Here is an 18,541-nt window from a genome sequence, read left to right on the forward strand (position 1 = left end):
AATAAATGTATCTTTGTGATGATTTGGAAACCACAAAACATAGTACATCCTTTAATATGGATCGAGATTCTTTCGAGCAGCTCTTTCAATTGTATTGGAAACGGATGTTTGCTTTTGCGCTAAAGACAACGGAAGAGGAAGAGGATGCCAAAGAAATTGTGCAGGATGTTTTCAAATCTCTATGGGAAAGACGTGATAAGCTAAATATTAAAGATGCTGAACGTTATCTGATACGTGCTGTAAAATTAAAATCTTTGGAGTTCTTGCGCAATAAGACGACGCGACAACGGCATCACGACCTTATCTTATCGCAGTCGGATACTGAGTATGAAGATCAGCAGTTGCAGGTTAAAGAATTACGTTATAAATTGAACTGTATTGTGGAAAGCTTGCCCCGCCAATGTAAGCATGTCTTTAAAATGAGTCGAGAGCGTGGTTTAAGCAATAAAGAAATTGCACAAGAGCTTTTAATATCCGAACGCGCTGTTGAATATCATATTAGTAAAGCATTACTAACCTTAAAAATGGAGTTAGAACAAGGATATTATAACCTGTAAAATCGCCAATAAAGGCAGATATTTCGTATTATTGTAAATATGGCAGAAAACAACATCAGCAAAGAATTACTTCAAAAGTATGAGCTCGGTCAGTGTACCGATCAGGAACTTGCTGTTGTACAGGCCTGGCTAGATAATGACGATTGGAATACTTTGGAGGCACCCAGGCATGAGTTTGACCATGTAGAACCTGAAATTTGGTCTGCCTTGGTTAAAGAGCTGGATGCTGAAACTCCAATTAAGGATATTTCTGGCGGCCACAGTAAACAACGTTCTTGGTCGTCGCCGTGGGCATGGTTTACCCAAAAAGGGGCTGCCGCTGCTTGTATTGCGCTAACGCTTGCTGCTGCCCTGGCGCTGTTTTACTATCAGCGGAATCGTGAAACGGCAAATTTTCAAGCCCATAATACGCAGCCTACTTTACAGTGGTTTAATAAAGCATCTTTCGATCTTGCACTGGGTGGCAATAGCTCGGCACGGTTGGATTTTCAAACGGGTACTTTAGCCCTTCGTGGTGATATTATGTTAAAACCTAAACGGAAACTTACCTTTTACGATGCCAAAACAAAGACATCGCTGCATTTTAATGAAGGCGAAGTTTACTATGTCTCGGAGGATCCTCAAAACAACAGGCTTATTATCCTCCGCAAACGGGAAATCAACTTCCTGCCACCGCCTATTCAGCAACAAATCCGAAAACAGTTTCACCTAACCTAGTTTTTGCCTTTTATGCGACCTTTCCTACCCAAAATTACCTTTGTTTGGCAATCTTATGTGTTGCTGTTGTTCCTTATACTTTTGGGGGCCTGTTCGCAAAGAGATAAGGTGCCTGCGGCTGCTCCGCAATATGCCATTTTTACATTAGACAAAGATGGAATGAATAGGATGTTTATTACCGACAGCCTATATCCGCAAACTGCGCTTCTGGAAATTCAGATTCCAGCATTCTTTGACCGGGAGTATATTCAGAAAGCTGGCTATTTTTATCATGTTGATTACCGTAGTAGTCAGTTTATTCGGTATCATATTGACTTAAAAGCGCAAAAACTGCAGGCCCTCGATACCATACAGCTCGACAATAGATATATAGAGCAGTTTCATTGGAAAAATAATACAGACACTTTATTGGTATTTACGGTAGAGCGAAACAGCAAAAAGACCTGTAGCCTGTTTGAAATTGACGCCAAAAACTTCAAACTTATCCGACAGACTTTATTACCTATACCGAATACCGATACGGTATTTAATCGCTTGAATATTGGTCTTGTAGCGGTACAGAATAATGCCTTATGGCTAGCGTATTCCTTTGGTAATTATTTAAATATGAATGATTATAGCACCCAGGACACTAGTTATTACATTAACCTGGATTTCAAAACCTTACAGGTTAACAACCTACAAAAAGACAGCCGTTCTACCTATCCCGGTGGTATAAATACGGTACAGACCTACAGTGCCGATACCGAAAATGGAGACTTGTATTTTATGAGCTGCCCGGGTATTGCACTTGGCAACAACCTGCATCAGCCTACCGCCATTTTCCGTAAGCCGAAAAATGCCATTAACGTCGATACGAATTATATGGTTAATATATCAAAGGCTATTCATAACCATGCCTATGGTTTTTGGTATATCGGAAATAATAAGGCCCTAATACGAAGCGAACAAAAGGACAAATTTACAGATTTCGCTAACCACCATTCTACCTTTCAGTTTGAGTATTTTGTGCTGGACCTGCATTCGGGAAAGCTGCATAAACTTGCGCTCCCCTTGGATAAAGGTACCCGGAAGGAAAATGTATTGGTTCATAACAATATGGTTTATATTTCTATCGATGACAGCGACGATAAACACCGTATTTGGCAATATTCGCTGGCGGACGAAAAAATAACTGAAATCCTTTCTATCAATAAATCAACAGATTACCTTCTGCGGATGGACTATTTAAAATAATTTTCATTTTATTTCATTCCCGACCTTCGGATTAAGGATATATAAGCAACTTCTTTATATATAATTAATCTAAATAAAGATGTTTGATTTAAGATGTAGGCTAGGATTTCTATTCTTATTAACCCTAAGTTTGGTTTACGGTCAGGAGATAGAATTACATGGAGTAGTAAAAAACCAAAGCAATACGCCTTTACCGGGGGCGAAAATTACCCTTAAAGAGCTTAATAAAAGCACACAGACAAATACCACTGGCGCGTACCGCCTAAAAACGTTACCGCAGCAAGATGTAACCGTTATTGTTTCGCATATGGGGTATATTACCCAACAGAAGACGATTCAGCGGAATACCAGTAGTGCGATAACACTAGACTTTATATTAGTGGAAGCGCAAAAAAACATCGATCAGGTTTATGTGGAGGGAAAATCTAAGGCAAAAAAAATTAAAGAAACGGGTTTCAATGTTAACGTTATTGAAACGAAGGACTTTGCCAACACAAATTCGGATATCAATCAGGTATTAAACCGATCCAGTGGCGTCAACATCCGCGAGCAAGGGGGCTTAGGATCGAATTACAATTTTTCTTTAAATGGCCTTTCGGGTAATAACATTAAATTTTTCCTCGATGGTATCCCGATGGAGTCGCTCGGCAGCGGCATGACGCTCAACAATATACCGGTAAATATCGCTGAGCGCATTGAGGTGTACAAGGGTGTGGTACCGGCTTATTTGGGCTCGGATGCCTTAGGGGGTGCCGTAAATATTGTTACCCAAAAAGATAAGGCTAAATTTGTCGATGCGAGTTATAGCTATGGGTCCTTTAATACCCATAGATCGGCTCTTAGTACGGGATATAAGGATGCTAAAACTGGAATCCGTGTCAACTTAAATGCGTATTATAATTTTTCGAACAACAATTATTTAATGCGCAGCAATCCCGATGCTGCCATCTATATTACTGTACCGCAGAAGACTAAATTTGATACCATTGCCTCAGCACGCCGCTTTCACGACGATTATAAGTCGTATATGACGCAGCTGGAATTGGGCGTAGATGGCAAAAAATGGGCTGATATTGCCGTCGTCGGACTTACCTACAGCCGGGTGGATAAACAGATTCAAACGGGTGCCCACCAAGAGCAGGTGTTGGGGAAAGTGGAAAGTAATACCTCGGGTTTCACACCGAATTTCCGCTACCGTAAGGACCGCTTGTGGATCGATGGCCTTTCCCTTTCTGCATACGGGAATATGGCGAACAGCAAAACTCGGATTATCGATACCAGTTCGTATACGACCTATACTTGGTTGGGTACGCATACCGACGATTATTTTCCCAATGCAGGGGAGCTTTCGGCACGTAAATCTATCGCCCACCAGAAATTTGACAATTATTTTTTGCAGGGGAATTTAAATTATGTAATACATACCCACCACCTGGTAAATTTCAATTATAACCTGAGCAGCAACCAGCGCAAGCAGTATAATGAAATTGACCCTTATAATGATTTCTTCTTTAAAACCAACCGCATTCAACAGCATATTAAGGGCTTGAACTACCAACAGTTCTTTTTAAAGCGACGTTTGAATAATACCTTCTTTGTAAAACACTATACCATTATCGGTAAGGTACAAGAGAAATCTGCTGCAGCCAGTAATGCGACGAAGAGCTACCTGGGCTACGGCGCGGCATCGAATTATGCGTTTACGCCAAATTTCGGCGTCAAGGTTTCTTATGAACATGCGTACCGCTTACCCGATTTTACGGAGTTATTTGGCGATGGCCTTTCTGTGGTTGCAGCACCGGAATTGAAACCGGTGAACAGCGATAACTACAACCTTAATTTTTATACCGCATTTGGAAAGGAAGATCATCGCTTTAATATGGATATGGGCGTTTTCTACCGTAATGCCAAGGATTATATCTTAAACCGGCAGTTTGAAACTACGGAAGGCCCACGTAGAAGGGCGTACAACCAGGGAGGTATTAAAGTGCAGGGCGCCGATTTTGAAGCCCGCTATACGTATAAGGGAGGTTTAATACGTTCGGTTTTCAACTTAAGTTATTATAACGCTACCGATAGGGAGAAATATGAAAAAGGTACGGATAGGGTGAAAATAACCTATAAAAATCGTACTTCAAATGAGCCTTGGCTGTATGGAAACTTTGATATTAGCACGGGGATACACAACCCCTGGGGACGAAAAGACAGCCATATGCGCATTAACTATTACCTACAGTATGTAAATAGCTACTCCACCACCTGGTCAAAACTCGCCGAAAAAGGTACTAAAGATTATATTCCTGCCCAGTATTCGCATAACGTTGCGCTAACCTATTCCTTTGCTGGGAACAAATACAACATTACACTGGATGGCAGAAACTTGAGCAATCAGATTACCTACGATATGTTTAAACTTCAAAAACCGGGTAGGTCTGTATCCATAAAACTACGTTACGTATTGACTTCTAATTAATTAATTAATAACAATAGCATGTATAAAACAGTAAGAAAAAGTCTAATGGCAACATTAGCAATCGGGGCTATATGTACGGCCTCCTGCTCGAAATCGTCGGACGACAGCACTACGGGGCCAGTGAAAGAGGACCCTAACTTTATGATCTCTTATAGCACAAAAGAAGGCACCTTTATGGTTGGCATTCAAGACCTTATGAATGGCACCATCAGTCCGGTAGGAAAAGGTACAGATGTAACTAATATTTTTACCTGGGAGGAAAATCGAATCCAGAAGGGTAAGTATTTCTACCACCTGGATCCTACGGCTAAGAAATTCGGTAAGTATGTAGCCGACAATGGGCTTATTAAAACCGTAAGTGTTATTCCTTTGTCTACCCTGTCAAACCTCTATTTAGGCTGGCATACTTGGCTTAGCGATAGTGAACTCGCTTTTGGTCCACGTGGTAGCAACGAGTATACGGTGGTGGATATCGACAAAATGGTAATTACTGGATCAGGAACATTTGAAACCGGCAAAAATATCCCTAAAGACCATAACATCCGTTTGTATGCTATGGTACCACAGGGCAACAAAATCGTGCTCGGCTATAGCTTATACAATCAAGTGACAAAAGTTACCTACGATACTACCTACACGGCAGTTGTTGACTACCCTGGGTTTAAAAACTTCGCGATTACGGGCAAAGACTTACGTTCTAATCCTATAGGGCCTACGCGTAATGGTTACTTTGGTCAGTTTAAAGAAAATGGCTATACGTACTTGCAGACCTATACTATGCCGGTGTTAGGCGGTAACAAGCCGAATATGCCTACGGGATTTTTCCGTATTAAGGATGGTGAATATAGCCTGGATAAAAACTATTTCTTTAATGTTTCGGCATTACGCGCCGGCGACAATCAGCTTGGTGTTACGTACCTTGGTCATGGCAAGGCCTTATTAATATCTGCCCATGATGTGGCGAACAATGTTAAAGTGTTCGACGATTGGTGGTATGCGGCGATGTGGGAGTACCTGATCGTTGATGTTACCACACAGAAGGTAGTGAAAAAACTGGACTTTCCATTGGTATCAAACTCTAGATCTGCCGTACTGCATAATGGCAAGGCTTATATTGCTGTAAATGACCCGAAAGCAGATGCTATTTATATTTGGGAATACGATCCGGCGACGGATAAACTTACCAAGGGTGCTAAGGTTTTAGGCGGCGATAATGATACCCCTATCTTATTTAACCTAAATAAATAATAGTACCACAGCCATCAGGCCGTAAGTAGTGGTTGCCTTTACTGCGGGCGGCTATCACTTACGGCCTGATGCTACTTTGTATAAACCGTAAAAATGAAAAAATTCTTTTTAAAAATTAATGCCTGGTTGCACCTATGGTTAGGTTTGGTATCGGGTATTATTGTTATTATTCTTTCGGTAACGGGTTGTGTTCTCGTTTTTGAGCACGACTTTAAGGCGCTTGTATACAACTATATTCATGTGGAAGAGCAATCTGCCGATAAGCAGCTGCCCCCTTCTGAATTGTATAAAAAAATCAAGGCCGTCTATCCGGATAAGGAAGTGGAGAGTGTGTGGTACTATGGCCTTGACAAATCTGTGAAAGCAGGATTGGAAGATTTTGATAGCATCTTGTATGTAAACCCTTATTCTGGTGAGGTATTGGCTGCCGTAGATCACGATGATATCTTCCATTTTATGGATGAAGGGCATCGCCGCTTATGGATGCCGCGTAAGGTAGGCCGACAGGTGGTCGGCTGGGGAACACTTGTATTTTTTATAGTCACCGTTTCAGGGATTATTATGTGGTGGCCAAAAAAATGGAACAAACGCATGGTAAAACAAAGCTTTACACTAAACTGGAAAGCCTCCTTAAAAAGAATTAATTACGACCTGCATAATGTCCTTGGTTTCTATTCGCTAACCTTAGCGCTGCTGATGGCGCTTACCGGATTGATTATGGCATTCCCCTGGATGCGCAAATCGGTGATGTGGCTTAGTGGTGGCATACCGCCACGCCCTAAAATTGAAAAGGTGCTTAAACCTGCCGATGCTCCCGATCCTATCCTACAGGATGCCCTTCTTACGGCGGATAAGATATGGTATAAGGTGCGCCATGAAATTGCGCAGTTCAACACGGAAGCGATTATTATTCACTACCCCGAGCCGGATGAAGAAACCGTTTATGCCTGCACAGATATGCACAACGGGCGTTGGCGCGACTTAAGCTTCGACCGTAATAGTTTGGCCCTGTTGCCACGGACACAAAAGTCGATTAAGGATACCAATACAGCCGAATGGATAGCAAGATCTAACTATGCCTTACATACGGGATTTATTGGCGGTATGCCGACGAAGATCCTGTACTTCTCGGCCAGTTTGATTTGTGCTAGCTTACCCATAACGGGGTTTTACATTTGGTGGGGCAAGAAAAGAAAAAAGAAGAAAAAATAAACCCTTAAATAACCTCCAAAAAAAAAGAAGGTGCATTGTATCATACACCTTCTTTTTCTTACCCGTTTTCGTAATCGCGCGGCTGATTTAATCTATACCTCCACCCAGAGCTCTATAAAGCTCCAACTCGGCATTCAATTTGTCTAATACGATGCCTTGATATTCCAAATCATTCTGCAGCTTATTACTCTGCGCCACAATAACCTCCAGATACGTAGCCATACCACTTTTAAATAATTTAATAGCATCAATTGTAGACTGATCCAGACTTTCCGTACGTGCCTGTACAAGCTTCAGTCGCTCCTCCGCACCCTTACTCTTTGCCAAGGCATCTGACACCTCAGCCACCGCTTGTAAAAATACCTGCTTAAAATTTAAGGCAGCTTTTTCCTGATCCAATAACGCCGATTGGTAGGCCGTTTTTAGGCGGCGCTTCTGCAGGATAGGCTGGGTTAAATTTGCCGCTAAGGTTTTGGTCAGCGACCCCGGCAGGTCGAACCAATGATTAAAGGTATACGAATTTAAGCCCAGCTGCGGCGTAATACTTAGCGCTGGATACATCGCTATCTTCGCAAGGCCAGTTTTAGCATTTAAGCTGATAACCGCATATTCTGCTGCTTTAAGGTCGGCTCTACGACTGAGCAGATCTGCTGGCACACCGCGGGAAAATGTATCCATTCCTAAGGCATAGACCATCGCTGTACTACGTGTTATCGCCTTCGGATAATCGCCCATTAAAATAGTTAAGGCATTTTCCTGCACACTGATCTGCTGCTGCGTTAAAGGCAGCAGCAGCTCGGCCGTTTTAAGCTGCGCCTCCGCCTGCTGCACCGCCAAGGCATTGACCTGCCCCGAGGTAAACTGCAACCTTAACAGCTGCACCGTATGACGGCTAAGGGCTATGTTTTCCTGTGTAATACGCAGCTGCTGGTCTAAACCCAGCAGGTTATAGTAAGCCTGAGCTACCTGCGCCACAATACGTGTTTTCAGGGCTACCAAATTTTCACGCTGCGAAAAATAATCGTGCAGGGCCACATCCTTCTGCAGCTTAGCTTTCCCCCATATATCCGCTTCCCAGGAAATCTGTAAAGCAATATTATAATCGTCCAGGTACGGATTGCCCGTAAACTGCTCTGTTAAGGAGCCATTTAAACTACGCTTAGACACCCAATTGCGGTTTGCCCCCATATTTAAATCTACCGTAGGCATTAAACTATGCTTGGCCTCCTTAAACATCAAGTCCAGTTGCTCCATAGTTTTCAAGGCACGGCCAACGTCCAGATTTTGTGCCAATGCGCTATCTATTAAAGCCAATAAATGCGGATCGGTAAAAAAATTCTTGTACGACAACTGTAGCGAGTCGCCCGTAAGCGGCAGCGCCTCACGGTAAACCTCTGGCACCTTCAACTCTGTACGTACATATTTGCTCGACACCGAGCATGCTGCTGCTAGCACGGCAGCAGCCATCCACAGCAACCCCAATAACCTAGTTTTCATTTTCTGTTCCTTTCGTTACATGCACTACATTTTCAGATTTTTTTCCAAACCATGTTTCCTCCAAATATTGAAACAAGATGTATAACAATGGGATAATAAAGACCCCCAAAACCACACCACTCAACATCCCCATGGCGGCACTAACGGAAATGGATTTATTTCCCGTAGCCATACCTCCAGCAGACAACATCAGCGGTATCATGCCCGCAATAAAGGCCAGTGAGGTCATAATAATAGGACGAAGGCGGGCTTTCGCGCCCTCAAAGGCAGCCTCTACTATTGGTAAGCCCTGTTGACGACGCTGAACGGCAAACTCCACAATTAAGATGGCATTTTTGGCCAGCAATCCTATCAGCATAATTAAGCCCACTTGCACATAAATATTATTGTCTAGGCCAATACTTCTAATACCCAAATAGGCACCCACCACACCGGTAGGAATAGAAAGCAAAACCGCCAATGGTAGCATATAACTCTCGTACTGCGCCGACAATAATAAATATACAAACAGCAAACAAAGGCCAAGTATGACTAGCGTTTGGTTTCCCGAAGAGCGCTCCTCCAAACTCAAACCAGTCCATTCATAGCTATAGTCCGACGGCAATTTATCCAAAACACCCTCCATAATAGCCATCAATTGACCGTTACTAACCCCCGGCTTTGGGCTCACATTGATATTCAACGCATTGTACAAGTTATAGCGGTTTACCGTTTCTGGTCCATACACTTTACTTAAAGTCACCAGCGTATTAACCGGGATCATATCGCCGGTCGTGCTGCGCACAAAAATATCGTTAAAAGCCTGTTCGTCCATTCTATAGATACCATCAGCCTTAATATTTACGCGATAAAACTTACCAAAACGCGAGAAGTTATGCGTTTGGTCGCCCGACATATACGTCTGAATGGTCATTAAAACATCGGATACATTAACGCCTAGCAGCTTCGCTTTATCCTCATCCACCTCAAGTTCCAGCTGCGGATAATCGGCGCGAAACATGGTATAAGCCGAGGCCACCTCAGGCAATTGCAACAACTGCGCTATAACCTCATCCGCTTTAGCCTTCAGCGCCTGTGGATCTCTACCCATTCTATCCTGAAGAACAATCTCCGCTTCATTGGTTAAACCATACCCCTCTACTGGAGGCATTCTAAAGGTCATAATACTTCCCTCCTTTATGGTAGCAAGTTTGGCATCAATAGCGGCCACCAACGCATCGATATCCTTTATCTCGCCCCGCTCCGCTTTAGGTTTCAATTTCACAAAACCCGCAGCATACGACGCTGTTGTACTATTGCCCAAGAGATTGTAGCCCGTAAAAGAAGTGTTATCCTCTACCGCATCAAACTCCGCCAATATCGTGTTAATACGTGTCGCCACCTCGCTGGTTACGGTTAATCCCGTTCCTGGAGGCATAGCCAAAGAATAGGCAAATAAGTTGTCGTCTTCCATCGGCACAAAACTCTTCGGTGTGCTATTCAGCAACCACAGTGCACCTGCGATAATAGCGACAATAAAACCCGCAGTAAACCACTTACGCTTCACCATAAAAGCCAGTCCAGACACATAGCGATCCGTCATACGACCAAATGCCGCATTAAAGGCAAGGGCAAAGCGTTTGCCAAAGCCAAGCCTTTTGCTGCTACCCGCCTTCCCGTGATGGTGGTTTTTCAACAATACAGCACATAATGCCGGTGTTAGGGTTAGCGCATTTACGGCCGAAATTATAATAGCAATAGCCAGCGTATAGGCAAACTGCTTATAGAATATCCCTGCAGAACCCGACATAAATCCAATCGGAATAAATACCGCCGACATCACCAAAGTAATAGAAATAACGGCCCCTGTTATCTCAGTCATCGCCTGCCGTGTGGCCTCGCGTGCCGTTAATGTAGACCCCTCCAACTTACTGTGTACCGCCTCGACCACAACTATAGCATCATCGACGACAATACCTATGGCTAGAACTAAGGCAAAAAGTGTTAACACATTGATGGTAAAGCCCAACAACAACAGGAAGAAAAACGTACCTACAATAGATACAGGAACAGCGATAGCCGGAATTAAGGTAGATTTAAAATCCTGTAAAAAGATAAAAACAACCACAAACACCAACAAGAAGGCTTCCAATAAAGTCATTTTCACCTGACCAATAGCCTCATCTAAACGCTCCTTGGTACTGATAACCTTCGAAAAATGTATCCCCGGAGGAAACGAAGACCTTAAAGACTCAATAGCATGGTCTACGCCAATTTCAATTGCATTAGCGTTCGAACCCGACGTTTGCAAAATACCAATGGTCACCGCATTTCTACTGTTCGAGAAATTATCGCTACTGTAGTATATGGAACCAAATTCCAAACGTGCTACATCTTTCAACCGTATAATATTTGTACCATCATTTTTCACGATCATACTTTCAAACTCTTCGGGTTTATTTTTCTTCCCCTTATAACGGATCACATACTCCAAGGCCGCAGTAGACTCCTCGCCGAGTTTTCCAGGTGCAGACTCCAAACTCTGATCGCTCAACACATTGGAAATATCAGCCGGCACCAAACCATAGTTGGCCATCTTTTGCGGGTTCAACCATATCCGCATCGAATAATCCTTCACTCCAAAAACCATGGCCTGCCCTACACCCTTAACGCGTTTTATCTGGGGTATAAGATTAATATTGGCATAGTTTTGCAGAAATTTCTCGTCATACTTTTCATTATCATCGGTATACAGATTGAAGAGCATAATCATGCTATTCTGCTGTTTGGAGGTTGTTAAGCCCAAGCGCAACACCTCCTGTGGCAATATTGGGGTAGCCTGCTGCACCCTATTTTGCACATTTACAGCCGCTTGATCGGCGTTTACCCCCTGCTTAAATATGATGTAAATAGAGAATGTACCGTCATTACTCGCCGTAGATCGGATGTACTCCATATCTTCAACCCCATTTATCTGCTCCTCCAATGGCGTAACAACAGAACGGATTACGGTCTCACTATTTCCTCCGGGGTAAGTGCCGCTCACCATAATCGTAGGTGGCGAAATATCCGGAAAGCGCGTTACCGGAAGCTCCATTAACCCGATAATCCCCAGGATAACGATAACCACAGAGATTACCGTAGCCATAACTGGCCTATCTATAATTTTCTTTAACATGAATTTTCAGCTATTATTTAGGGCAAAATATTACTTTCCTGCAGCAGCGATTGTTGCTTTTACAGGCATATTCTCGGTAAGCACATCCATTCTATTAATCGCGATTTTATCCCCCGCACGCAAGCCTGACGACACGAAATATTGCGTGGCATTACCTCCAGAAATGCGGATTGGCACCATGTTTACCACACCTCCATCCGTCAGCTTAAACACAAAAAGCATATCCTGAATATCCTTAACAGCAGTTTTCGGGATGGTAAGTACATGGTGTAAGGTATAGTTTAACCGTACCTTTCCTGTAGCACCTGCACGTATAAGTTTATCAGGATTGGCGAACACCGCCTTCATCGCCATACTACCTAGATTACGCTCCATAATTCCAGATGCATTTTCTAAAGTCCCAGTTATAGGGTAAGTAGAACCATCAGCCAAAATAAACTCCACGCTATTCAACACATGCGTCGTATCCATTCCGGCACGTTGATAGGTTATAAACTCGGCCTCGTTCATCGCGAAATACGCGTTAATCCGCGTGATATCCGAAAGGTTTGTCAGTGGAACAACATCTGCTGGGGTTACCAAATTTCCGATCCGATTCGGTATGCGGCCAATAAAACCACTAACTGGGGCTTTGATATGCGTAAAATCAGCATTTAAACGCGAAGAGCCGACAGCGGCACGCGCTTGCGCCACCTGCGCCGAGGCCGCATCGTAGGCCGCCTGTGCTGTACGAAGCTGTAAGTCGGAAACCACGCCCCCTTCTACCAAAGGCCTTATCTTTTCCACCTCCAGTAAAGCATTAGCTTGATTTGCAAGAGCAGTTTTTAGAGCAGCCTGGTTGGTGTTTACCTGCTCTTCAAAAATGGCAGGGTTAATTTTAAACAGCAGCTGTCCCTTCTGAACAAACTGACCCTCTTTTACCAACACCTCTTGCAAGTAACCCGATACCTGAGCTTTGATTTCTACATTATCCGTACCCTCCACCCGCGCAGGATACCCCACATAGGTCTGCGCATCACCCTCCTCAAGCGCAACAAAGTCAGTTTCCAAGGCCTGTGCAGTGCCCCCATCGGTGTTACTTTCTGAACCGCATGCCACAGTGATTGCGAGTACGGTAAATACAAACATTCTTGTCCAAAACTTATTCTGCATAGTTTATAATATTATTTATAGCAGCAAAATAACTACATAAAAAGTGCTTTTGATTTGAAAAAAAAAGTGAAATTGATAGAATTCAATATGAAACGTAGGATTGTAAATATGAAGTTTACAGGGCTTAAAAATCCAACCACATTTTTAAATTCGGCGCTTTCTCACGGCTTACAATAAGCTCCAGGTGTGGTGTTATTTTAAGTTCCAGCTTCAGTTTACCATTAAAATAATTAAGCACCTGTCGGATGGCATCTATATGTATAATAAACTGTCTGTTCGCACGAAAGTACAGCGATGGATCGAGTTGCTTTTCAAGCTCTTCCAACGTTTGAGGCACAATCTCGGTATTTCCGTCGGCCAGGCGTGCATGGCTTAAACCATTTTCAGAATAGAAGTACACAATATCCTCAATAAGCAGATTTTTATAACCATCACGGAATGGAATAAGAAAGCGCTTCCGATAAACCTGCGGCTGCATAAAGGCTAATAGCTCCTGCACATTAGTCTGCACAGCAGGTTCGCCCGGCAACAACGATTCATAGCGCTCAAAAGCAGCCTCCAGCTCCTCCTCCTCGATGGGTTTTAACAAGTAATCTATGCTATTAAATTTAAAGGCCTTAACGGCATACTCATCGTACGCTGTCGTAAAAATAATCGGTGATTCTACCGCTATCCAGTTAAAGATCTCAAAACTTAACCCATCCGACAGACGTACATCCATCATAATAATATCAGGATGTGCATGGCTGCGCAACCACTCGACAGCGGAGTAGATGGAGTCTTCCACGCCCACAATTTGCAGCTGCGGACGTATCTGTTTCAGTAAACGCTTTAAGCGGTCTGCATTAGGCTTCTCATCTTCAATAATTAACAGGGTAGAAATTTTCATAATAAAGGAAGTTTAACCTTAAATTCCGTTAACGAACATTCGATTGTAGGTTTGGGTGCGCCCAGAAGCTCAAATCGGTATTTAATATTTAGCATACCGACACCCGACGATTCTATTTTATTTAACAAAGGTTTTAACGTATTAGACACCAAAAGTTCGCCGGTAGGCAAACAGGAAATACGAATCTCCAGGGGCATACTTTTCGAGGTTTGGTTATGCTTTATAGCATTTTCCACCAAAAACTGTAACGTCATGGGTGGGATAAGCTTACTCTTCCAGTCCTCCTTAATCTGCAAATCAAAATGAACACCATCACCGAGACGCTTTTTAATCATAAAAATATAAGCATCCAAAAACTTGAGCTCCTCCTCTAAGCCTATAAGATCTTTTTTGGAATTTACCAGCAGGTAGCGGTACACCCTAGCCAGGCTTTCAGCATACTCATAACCACTTTGTTGGTCTTCCAATATCACCTCAGACAAAACACTAAGGTTATTAAAGATAAAATGCGGATCGATCTGCAGCTTCAGCGCCTGCAGCTCGGCAGCCATAGCGCTCTGCTTAAGCTCAGAGACCTTCACCTGCTGCTGCGCAGCCTGTATGGTACTCTGCTTCCACTTGTTTAATAATAGTTCTCCGGTATTTATTACGCTCAACAACAGCGATACTGCAATTGTTGCCGCCATACACTGAGCCAGCCAAGTCAATTGGCTATAATAATTTGTGCCCGGAAAATCTTCGTAAACAACCATCACAAATATATTGACAAACAGCATCAGCAATACCGAGCCCAGTACCTGCAGTATCGTTTGCACAATAAGTCGTTTGCGTAGCGCCGAAATCCACGGCAAGGGCTTGTCTAGTTCGCTATTGATAAAGATGCACAGTTCGGAGATAACAATACTAAAGCCGAAGGTCCACAAAAAATCCTCTAGTGCTCTTCCGAAAGGCTCATGAAAATAGCTTTTCCACATGGGATGAAAAGGGTCTACCAGGTAAGAAAATAGGTAAAAGAAAAATAAAGCCACCAACCAAAGCATGACCCTACGCTTTGTAGCCGATATAAATTTGCGGTTAAATGGTATTTTCTTTGCACTGTTGCCCATAGCGTTGTTACAATTTGGGTATCCTGCGATACCCCTTCCAAGTTATTAAACTTGTAAAGCTAAAGATAAGCATTCGAATCGCCTACACGAAAACGCATGAAACAACAAAAATCTAAAATGAAAGTGGATAATATAGCCATGAAAAAAGGCACAGCCCTGTCTAGAGCTATACCTTTTTAGTATTGGTGTAATTATTTAAATATCGCTTTTTAGTTTTCCTGTACAAGCGACTCTATGGCTTTAATCATATCAGGGTTGTCGTAATCGCGTGCCCCCTGAAACCGTTGCACCAGTTTGCCTTTCTTATCTATAATAACCGTACTCGGAATAGCATTTTCTAAAAAACTACTCGGTATAACACTATCGGGAATATAGTTTGCTAACTTAATATTGCGTGTTTTAAGAAAATCAGCAGACTGATCATACTCGCCATCAACATCAACGAGGAGAAAGGCGATATCTTCATTATTTGCAAAATGTTTACTCAATTTTGCAATCGAAGGTAACTCCTCAATACAAGGCGGACACCAAGTAGCCCAAAAATTAACAAAAACTACCTTGCCTTTGAGTTCACTTAATTTAAGTTGCTTCCCGGCACCATCTTTAAACGATACATCAGCTGTCGGATTAACTACCGATACCGTATCCTGCAGGGCGTCTTCAACCGCTGTATCTGCTGTTTCTGTTGGCTCTTTTGTCTCCGTCTTAGTTCCCGTATTTGTACAGCCCATCGTCGACAGCGCAAATACGGTAGCACCGACTAGTAAGAGATTAATCCTCATAATACCTATATTTAAGTTAGCATTTAACCCCGAAGATATTAAAATCTTTTAAGATATGTTGAATATTGTAGCGATAAAAGCATATAGGCTATAAATACCTAAAGCCTATATACTATAAAGTGTAAAACCTGTAGTGCACTAGATTGCAGTATAACCACCATCGATAGCATAATAGCCCCCCGTCATAAAAGAGGATTTTTCCGAGCTAAGGTATACCACCAGATTCGCGACCTCTTCGGCTGTACCTAAACGCCCAATAGGGTGCTTAGCAATTAAACCCTGTTTCGCTTCCGCACTTAAATTTGCCAATAAAGGGGTATCAATATATCCGGGGCCCACCGCATGGCAGCGAATATTTGAGGTGCCATATTCTACGGCAACATTTCGGGTTATACCCAACACGGCATGTTTACTCGCTGCATAGGCAATACTATTAGGTACCGCCGTAATACTATGTATGGAGCCCATATTCACAATTACGCCGCCATCATTTTTCAGCATCTGATTGATGGCATACTTAACACCATAAAAAACGCCATGCAGGTTAATATCTAAAGCCTTATGCCAGTCCTCAATACGGAGATCAGCCGTTTTAGCCATGGTACCTGTTACCCCTGCATTATTACATGCAATATCCAACCGGCCATAGGTATCCACGGTTTTACCGACCAAATGCTCAATATCTTCTGCTACGCTAGCATTTGCCTTAACAAAAATAGCATCCCCACCTAAGGCGTCAATTTCATTCACCACAGCATTACCCTGCGCCTCATTGATATCCGACACGACCACTTTAGCACCTTCAACCGCATACTGAATGGCAATAGCTTTTCCAATTCCTGAACCTGCGCCAGTAACAAATGCAACTTTATTGTCTAATAATCCCATAACATTATTGTTTTTAGTTATTTACATGTATATAAACATGCATAAATATAGGGAAAAGCAAGATGCCGTTTGTCGGGCTAAGGTCAATTCATAGATAAGCCCATGCATGCAAACATCAACAGCAAAAAAGGCTGCCATTCCGAAAAATGACAGCCTAACCAACCAATAAACAACAACATGTAAAATTTTTATACTACCAATCTTTACTATAAACCTGGCTTTCATCCAGCAGCAGATCATCATCAAAAAGGATTTTGGCCAAATTCTGTAATGCCGGCTTCTGGCGCGAATCAAAATTAGGGCGCTTAGGGTCAAAGGCAAAAATCATGTGAGCCCCATAGTTACCATTGCGTAAAGCATTTAAGCTGCTAACGGAAGGGTACCGGTTTAAACTATACTCACCCGAATACATTCCCCAGCGCGATTTCGGTAATCCAGGGTAATTGGATGATAAATCATATCCACCGCCATAATCGTGTAGAGCATAATCCACATACTGTCCGGCCTCCGCCTCAGCAATAGCATTATTACCACCAAAATGGCCCGTACGGGAGTACACATAAACCATGGTCAATTTATTAGGCATTGCCATTTTAGTCTCATACACCAACCGCGCCGCAGCCCGGTAAGAGGGCGACACAAAACCTGGAGGAACAGGATTCTGATAGGCCGAATACTCATCATCAAAGAATACCCCATCTAAATTGTAAGCCTCACATACCGCTTTTAGTTCCTGTGCAAAAGCCTTAGCTGCAGCATCAGAAAGATTGGCCACCCCAGCGCGGTCGTGGTTACCAAGAATACTTAAAATCACCTTCATCCCCTTATCCTGCAAAGGCTTAAGGTACTTGGCGCTATTGGCCAACAAATGCGTAACATTCGGGTTATGCGTCACCTTCACTTTGGCCGTCGCGGCATCATAGTTAATATTAGAAGAGAACAAAATCACCATATCCACCAAATATTTATCACTATTTTTAAGCTTCAAACTCAAGTTATTCAATGGATTTGTGTCGTTAACCTCCATGCAACTAACAATCTGAATACCTGTACTTTTTGCCGTAGAAGGCACCGACGATAAATCATTGACAAAAAGCAAGAGGTCGGTAGAAGAGGAAGGTACAGCCCCCGATGTCAGGGTTGTACTCAATGGAATAACATAAGTCTCTTTACCATCAATCTCGGGGCTCGTTTTCACCGACACCTTTACCGGATCAGAAGCCACAGCATGTGCCTTCACCTCCACCTGCCCATTGCCAGAGAAGCTTACCAAAGTCTTTGGGAAAGCCTTAAAGGTGGTTCCATTTTTACTGTTATACGCCTGCAGAATATCCTTGTTATAAATTACAGCACCTTTTACCCCTTGTGAATTGGGTTTTGAAAGCTGTAGCAGCACATCATAACTACCCTCCTTACGGAATTCCATATTCGAAAGATCAAGCTTGCCATCCGCTCCGGCCAGAAAACCAATTGATTCATTACTCACTCCATAGTTCGATTCATCGATAGTTTTCACCTGTATGGCATGATCTTTACAGCCATGTAAAGAAAACATCAAGAGACCAACAGCCAGTCCCAAAGCCCGTAGGCTATATTTCTTTGTTAAATATTTCATATGCATATCCTA

The 18,541-nt window shown here is 42.9% G+C and carries 14 protein-coding genes; 6 read left to right on the forward strand and 8 right to left on the reverse strand.

What is annotated here, in order from left to right:
• Positions 1-56: 56 nt before the first annotated feature.
• From ACL9RF_RS06300 to ACL9RF_RS06325, 6 genes are all read left to right on the forward strand, one after another.
• Positions 57-557 (forward strand): RNA polymerase sigma-70 factor, encoded by a 501-nt coding sequence (locus ACL9RF_RS06300; RefSeq protein ID WP_422799751.1) that lies wholly within the window; start codon positions 57-59, stop codon positions 555-557.
• A 39-nt stretch (positions 558-596) separates the two neighbouring features.
• Positions 597-1,274 (forward strand): hypothetical protein, encoded by a 678-nt coding sequence (locus tag ACL9RF_RS06305; RefSeq protein WP_422799752.1) that lies wholly within the window; start codon positions 597-599, stop codon positions 1,272-1,274.
• 12 nt (positions 1,275-1,286) lie between these two features.
• Entirely contained in the window at positions 1,287-2,510 is a 1,224-nt protein-coding gene (locus ACL9RF_RS06310) for a hypothetical protein (protein WP_422799753.1), read from the forward strand.
• 79 nt (positions 2,511-2,589) lie between these two features.
• Positions 2,590-4,983, forward strand: coding sequence for a TonB-dependent receptor (locus ACL9RF_RS06315; RefSeq protein ID WP_422799754.1), 2,394 nt, complete (start codon positions 2,590-2,592; stop codon positions 4,981-4,983).
• 45 nt (positions 4,984-5,028) lie between these two features.
• On the forward strand, positions 5,029-6,231 hold the full coding sequence (locus ACL9RF_RS06320; protein WP_422799755.1) for a hypothetical protein: 1,203 nt from the start codon (positions 5,029-5,031) through the stop codon (positions 6,229-6,231).
• A gap of 93 nt (positions 6,232-6,324) precedes the next feature.
• Complete coding sequence (locus tag ACL9RF_RS06325; RefSeq protein WP_422799756.1) at positions 6,325-7,443, forward strand: PepSY-associated TM helix domain-containing protein; 1,119 nt, start codon at positions 6,325-6,327, stop codon at positions 7,441-7,443.
• An 87-nt stretch (positions 7,444-7,530) separates the two neighbouring features.
• On the opposite strand, the gene ACL9RF_RS06330 is transcribed toward ACL9RF_RS06325, so the two are convergent.
• The 8 genes from ACL9RF_RS06330 to ACL9RF_RS06365 all read right to left on the reverse strand — a co-directional run bounded on the left by ACL9RF_RS06330 (position 7,531) and on the right by ACL9RF_RS06365 (position 18,529).
• Positions 7,531-8,940, reverse strand: coding sequence for an efflux transporter outer membrane subunit (locus ACL9RF_RS06330; protein WP_422799757.1), 1,410 nt, complete (start codon positions 8,938-8,940; stop codon positions 7,531-7,533).
• Positions 8,930-12,097, reverse strand: coding sequence for an efflux RND transporter permease subunit (locus ACL9RF_RS06335; protein ID WP_422799758.1), 3,168 nt, complete (start codon positions 12,095-12,097; stop codon positions 8,930-8,932). Before ACL9RF_RS06335 ends, ACL9RF_RS06330 begins: the two co-directional genes overlap by 11 nt.
• A gap of 30 nt (positions 12,098-12,127) precedes the next feature.
• Entirely contained in the window at positions 12,128-13,249 is a 1,122-nt protein-coding gene (locus ACL9RF_RS06340) for an efflux RND transporter periplasmic adaptor subunit (RefSeq protein ID WP_422799759.1), read from the reverse strand.
• 124 nt (positions 13,250-13,373) lie between these two features.
• Positions 13,374-14,138, reverse strand: a complete 765-nt coding sequence (locus tag ACL9RF_RS06345; protein ID WP_422799760.1) for a LytR/AlgR family response regulator transcription factor — start codon at positions 14,136-14,138, stop codon at positions 13,374-13,376.
• Positions 14,135-15,244 carry a sensor histidine kinase gene (locus ACL9RF_RS06350; protein ID WP_422799761.1) on the reverse strand — a complete coding sequence of 370 codons (1,110 nt, stop codon included), beginning with the start codon at positions 15,242-15,244 and terminating at the stop codon, positions 14,135-14,137. Before ACL9RF_RS06350 ends, ACL9RF_RS06345 begins: the two co-directional genes overlap by 4 nt.
• 209 nt (positions 15,245-15,453) lie before the next feature.
• Complete coding sequence (locus ACL9RF_RS06355; RefSeq protein ID WP_422799762.1) at positions 15,454-16,026, reverse strand: TlpA family protein disulfide reductase; 573 nt, start codon at positions 16,024-16,026, stop codon at positions 15,454-15,456.
• 138 nt (positions 16,027-16,164) lie between these two features.
• The gene (locus ACL9RF_RS06360; protein WP_422799763.1) at positions 16,165-16,914 is read right to left on the reverse strand and encodes an SDR family NAD(P)-dependent oxidoreductase; all 750 of its coding nucleotides are present in this window, start codon (positions 16,912-16,914) and stop codon (positions 16,165-16,167) included.
• A 193-nt stretch (positions 16,915-17,107) separates the two neighbouring features.
• The gene (locus ACL9RF_RS06365; RefSeq protein ID WP_422799764.1) at positions 17,108-18,529 is read right to left on the reverse strand and encodes a BT_3987 domain-containing protein; all 1,422 of its coding nucleotides are present in this window, start codon (positions 18,527-18,529) and stop codon (positions 17,108-17,110) included.
• Positions 18,530-18,541 lie beyond the last annotated feature (12 nt).

The sequence above is a fragment of the Sphingobacterium sp. Mn56C genome, assembly GCF_049319645.1.
In the GTDB taxonomy this organism is placed as follows: domain Bacteria; phylum Bacteroidota; class Bacteroidia; order Sphingobacteriales; family Sphingobacteriaceae; genus Sphingobacterium.

Bases quoted from the DNA above. Each gene is read 5' to 3' on its own strand.
- ACL9RF_RS06300 (WP_422799751.1), top strand. From the start codon at position 57: ATGGATCGAGATTCTTTCGAGCAGCTCTTTCAATTGTATTGGAAACGG.
- ACL9RF_RS06350 (WP_422799761.1), bottom strand. From the start codon at position 15,244: ATGGGCAACAGTGCAAAGAAAATACCATTTAACCGCAAATTTATATCG.
- ACL9RF_RS06335 (WP_422799758.1), bottom strand. From the start codon at position 12,097: ATGTTAAAGAAAATTATAGATAGGCCAGTTATGGCTACGGTAATCTCT.
- ACL9RF_RS06320 (WP_422799755.1), top strand. From the start codon at position 5,029: ATGGCAACATTAGCAATCGGGGCTATATGTACGGCCTCCTGCTCGAAA.
- ACL9RF_RS06330 (WP_422799757.1), bottom strand. From the start codon at position 8,940: ATGAAAACTAGGTTATTGGGGTTGCTGTGGATGGCTGCTGCCGTGCTA.
- ACL9RF_RS06305 (WP_422799752.1), top strand. From the start codon at position 597: ATGGCAGAAAACAACATCAGCAAAGAATTACTTCAAAAGTATGAGCTC.
- ACL9RF_RS06360 (WP_422799763.1), bottom strand. From the start codon at position 16,914: ATGGGATTATTAGACAATAAAGTTGCATTTGTTACTGGCGCAGGTTCA.
- ACL9RF_RS06310 (WP_422799753.1), top strand. From the start codon at position 1,287: ATGCGACCTTTCCTACCCAAAATTACCTTTGTTTGGCAATCTTATGTG.
- ACL9RF_RS06355 (WP_422799762.1), bottom strand. From the start codon at position 16,026: ATGAGGATTAATCTCTTACTAGTCGGTGCTACCGTATTTGCGCTGTCG.
- ACL9RF_RS06325 (WP_422799756.1), top strand. From the start codon at position 6,325: ATGAAAAAATTCTTTTTAAAAATTAATGCCTGGTTGCACCTATGGTTA.
- ACL9RF_RS06315 (WP_422799754.1), top strand. From the start codon at position 2,590: ATGTTTGATTTAAGATGTAGGCTAGGATTTCTATTCTTATTAACCCTA.
- ACL9RF_RS06345 (WP_422799760.1), bottom strand. From the start codon at position 14,138: ATGAAAATTTCTACCCTGTTAATTATTGAAGATGAGAAGCCTAATGCA.
- ACL9RF_RS06365 (WP_422799764.1), bottom strand. From the start codon at position 18,529: ATGAAATATTTAACAAAGAAATATAGCCTACGGGCTTTGGGACTGGCT.
- ACL9RF_RS06340 (WP_422799759.1), bottom strand. From the start codon at position 13,249: ATGCAGAATAAGTTTTGGACAAGAATGTTTGTATTTACCGTACTCGCA.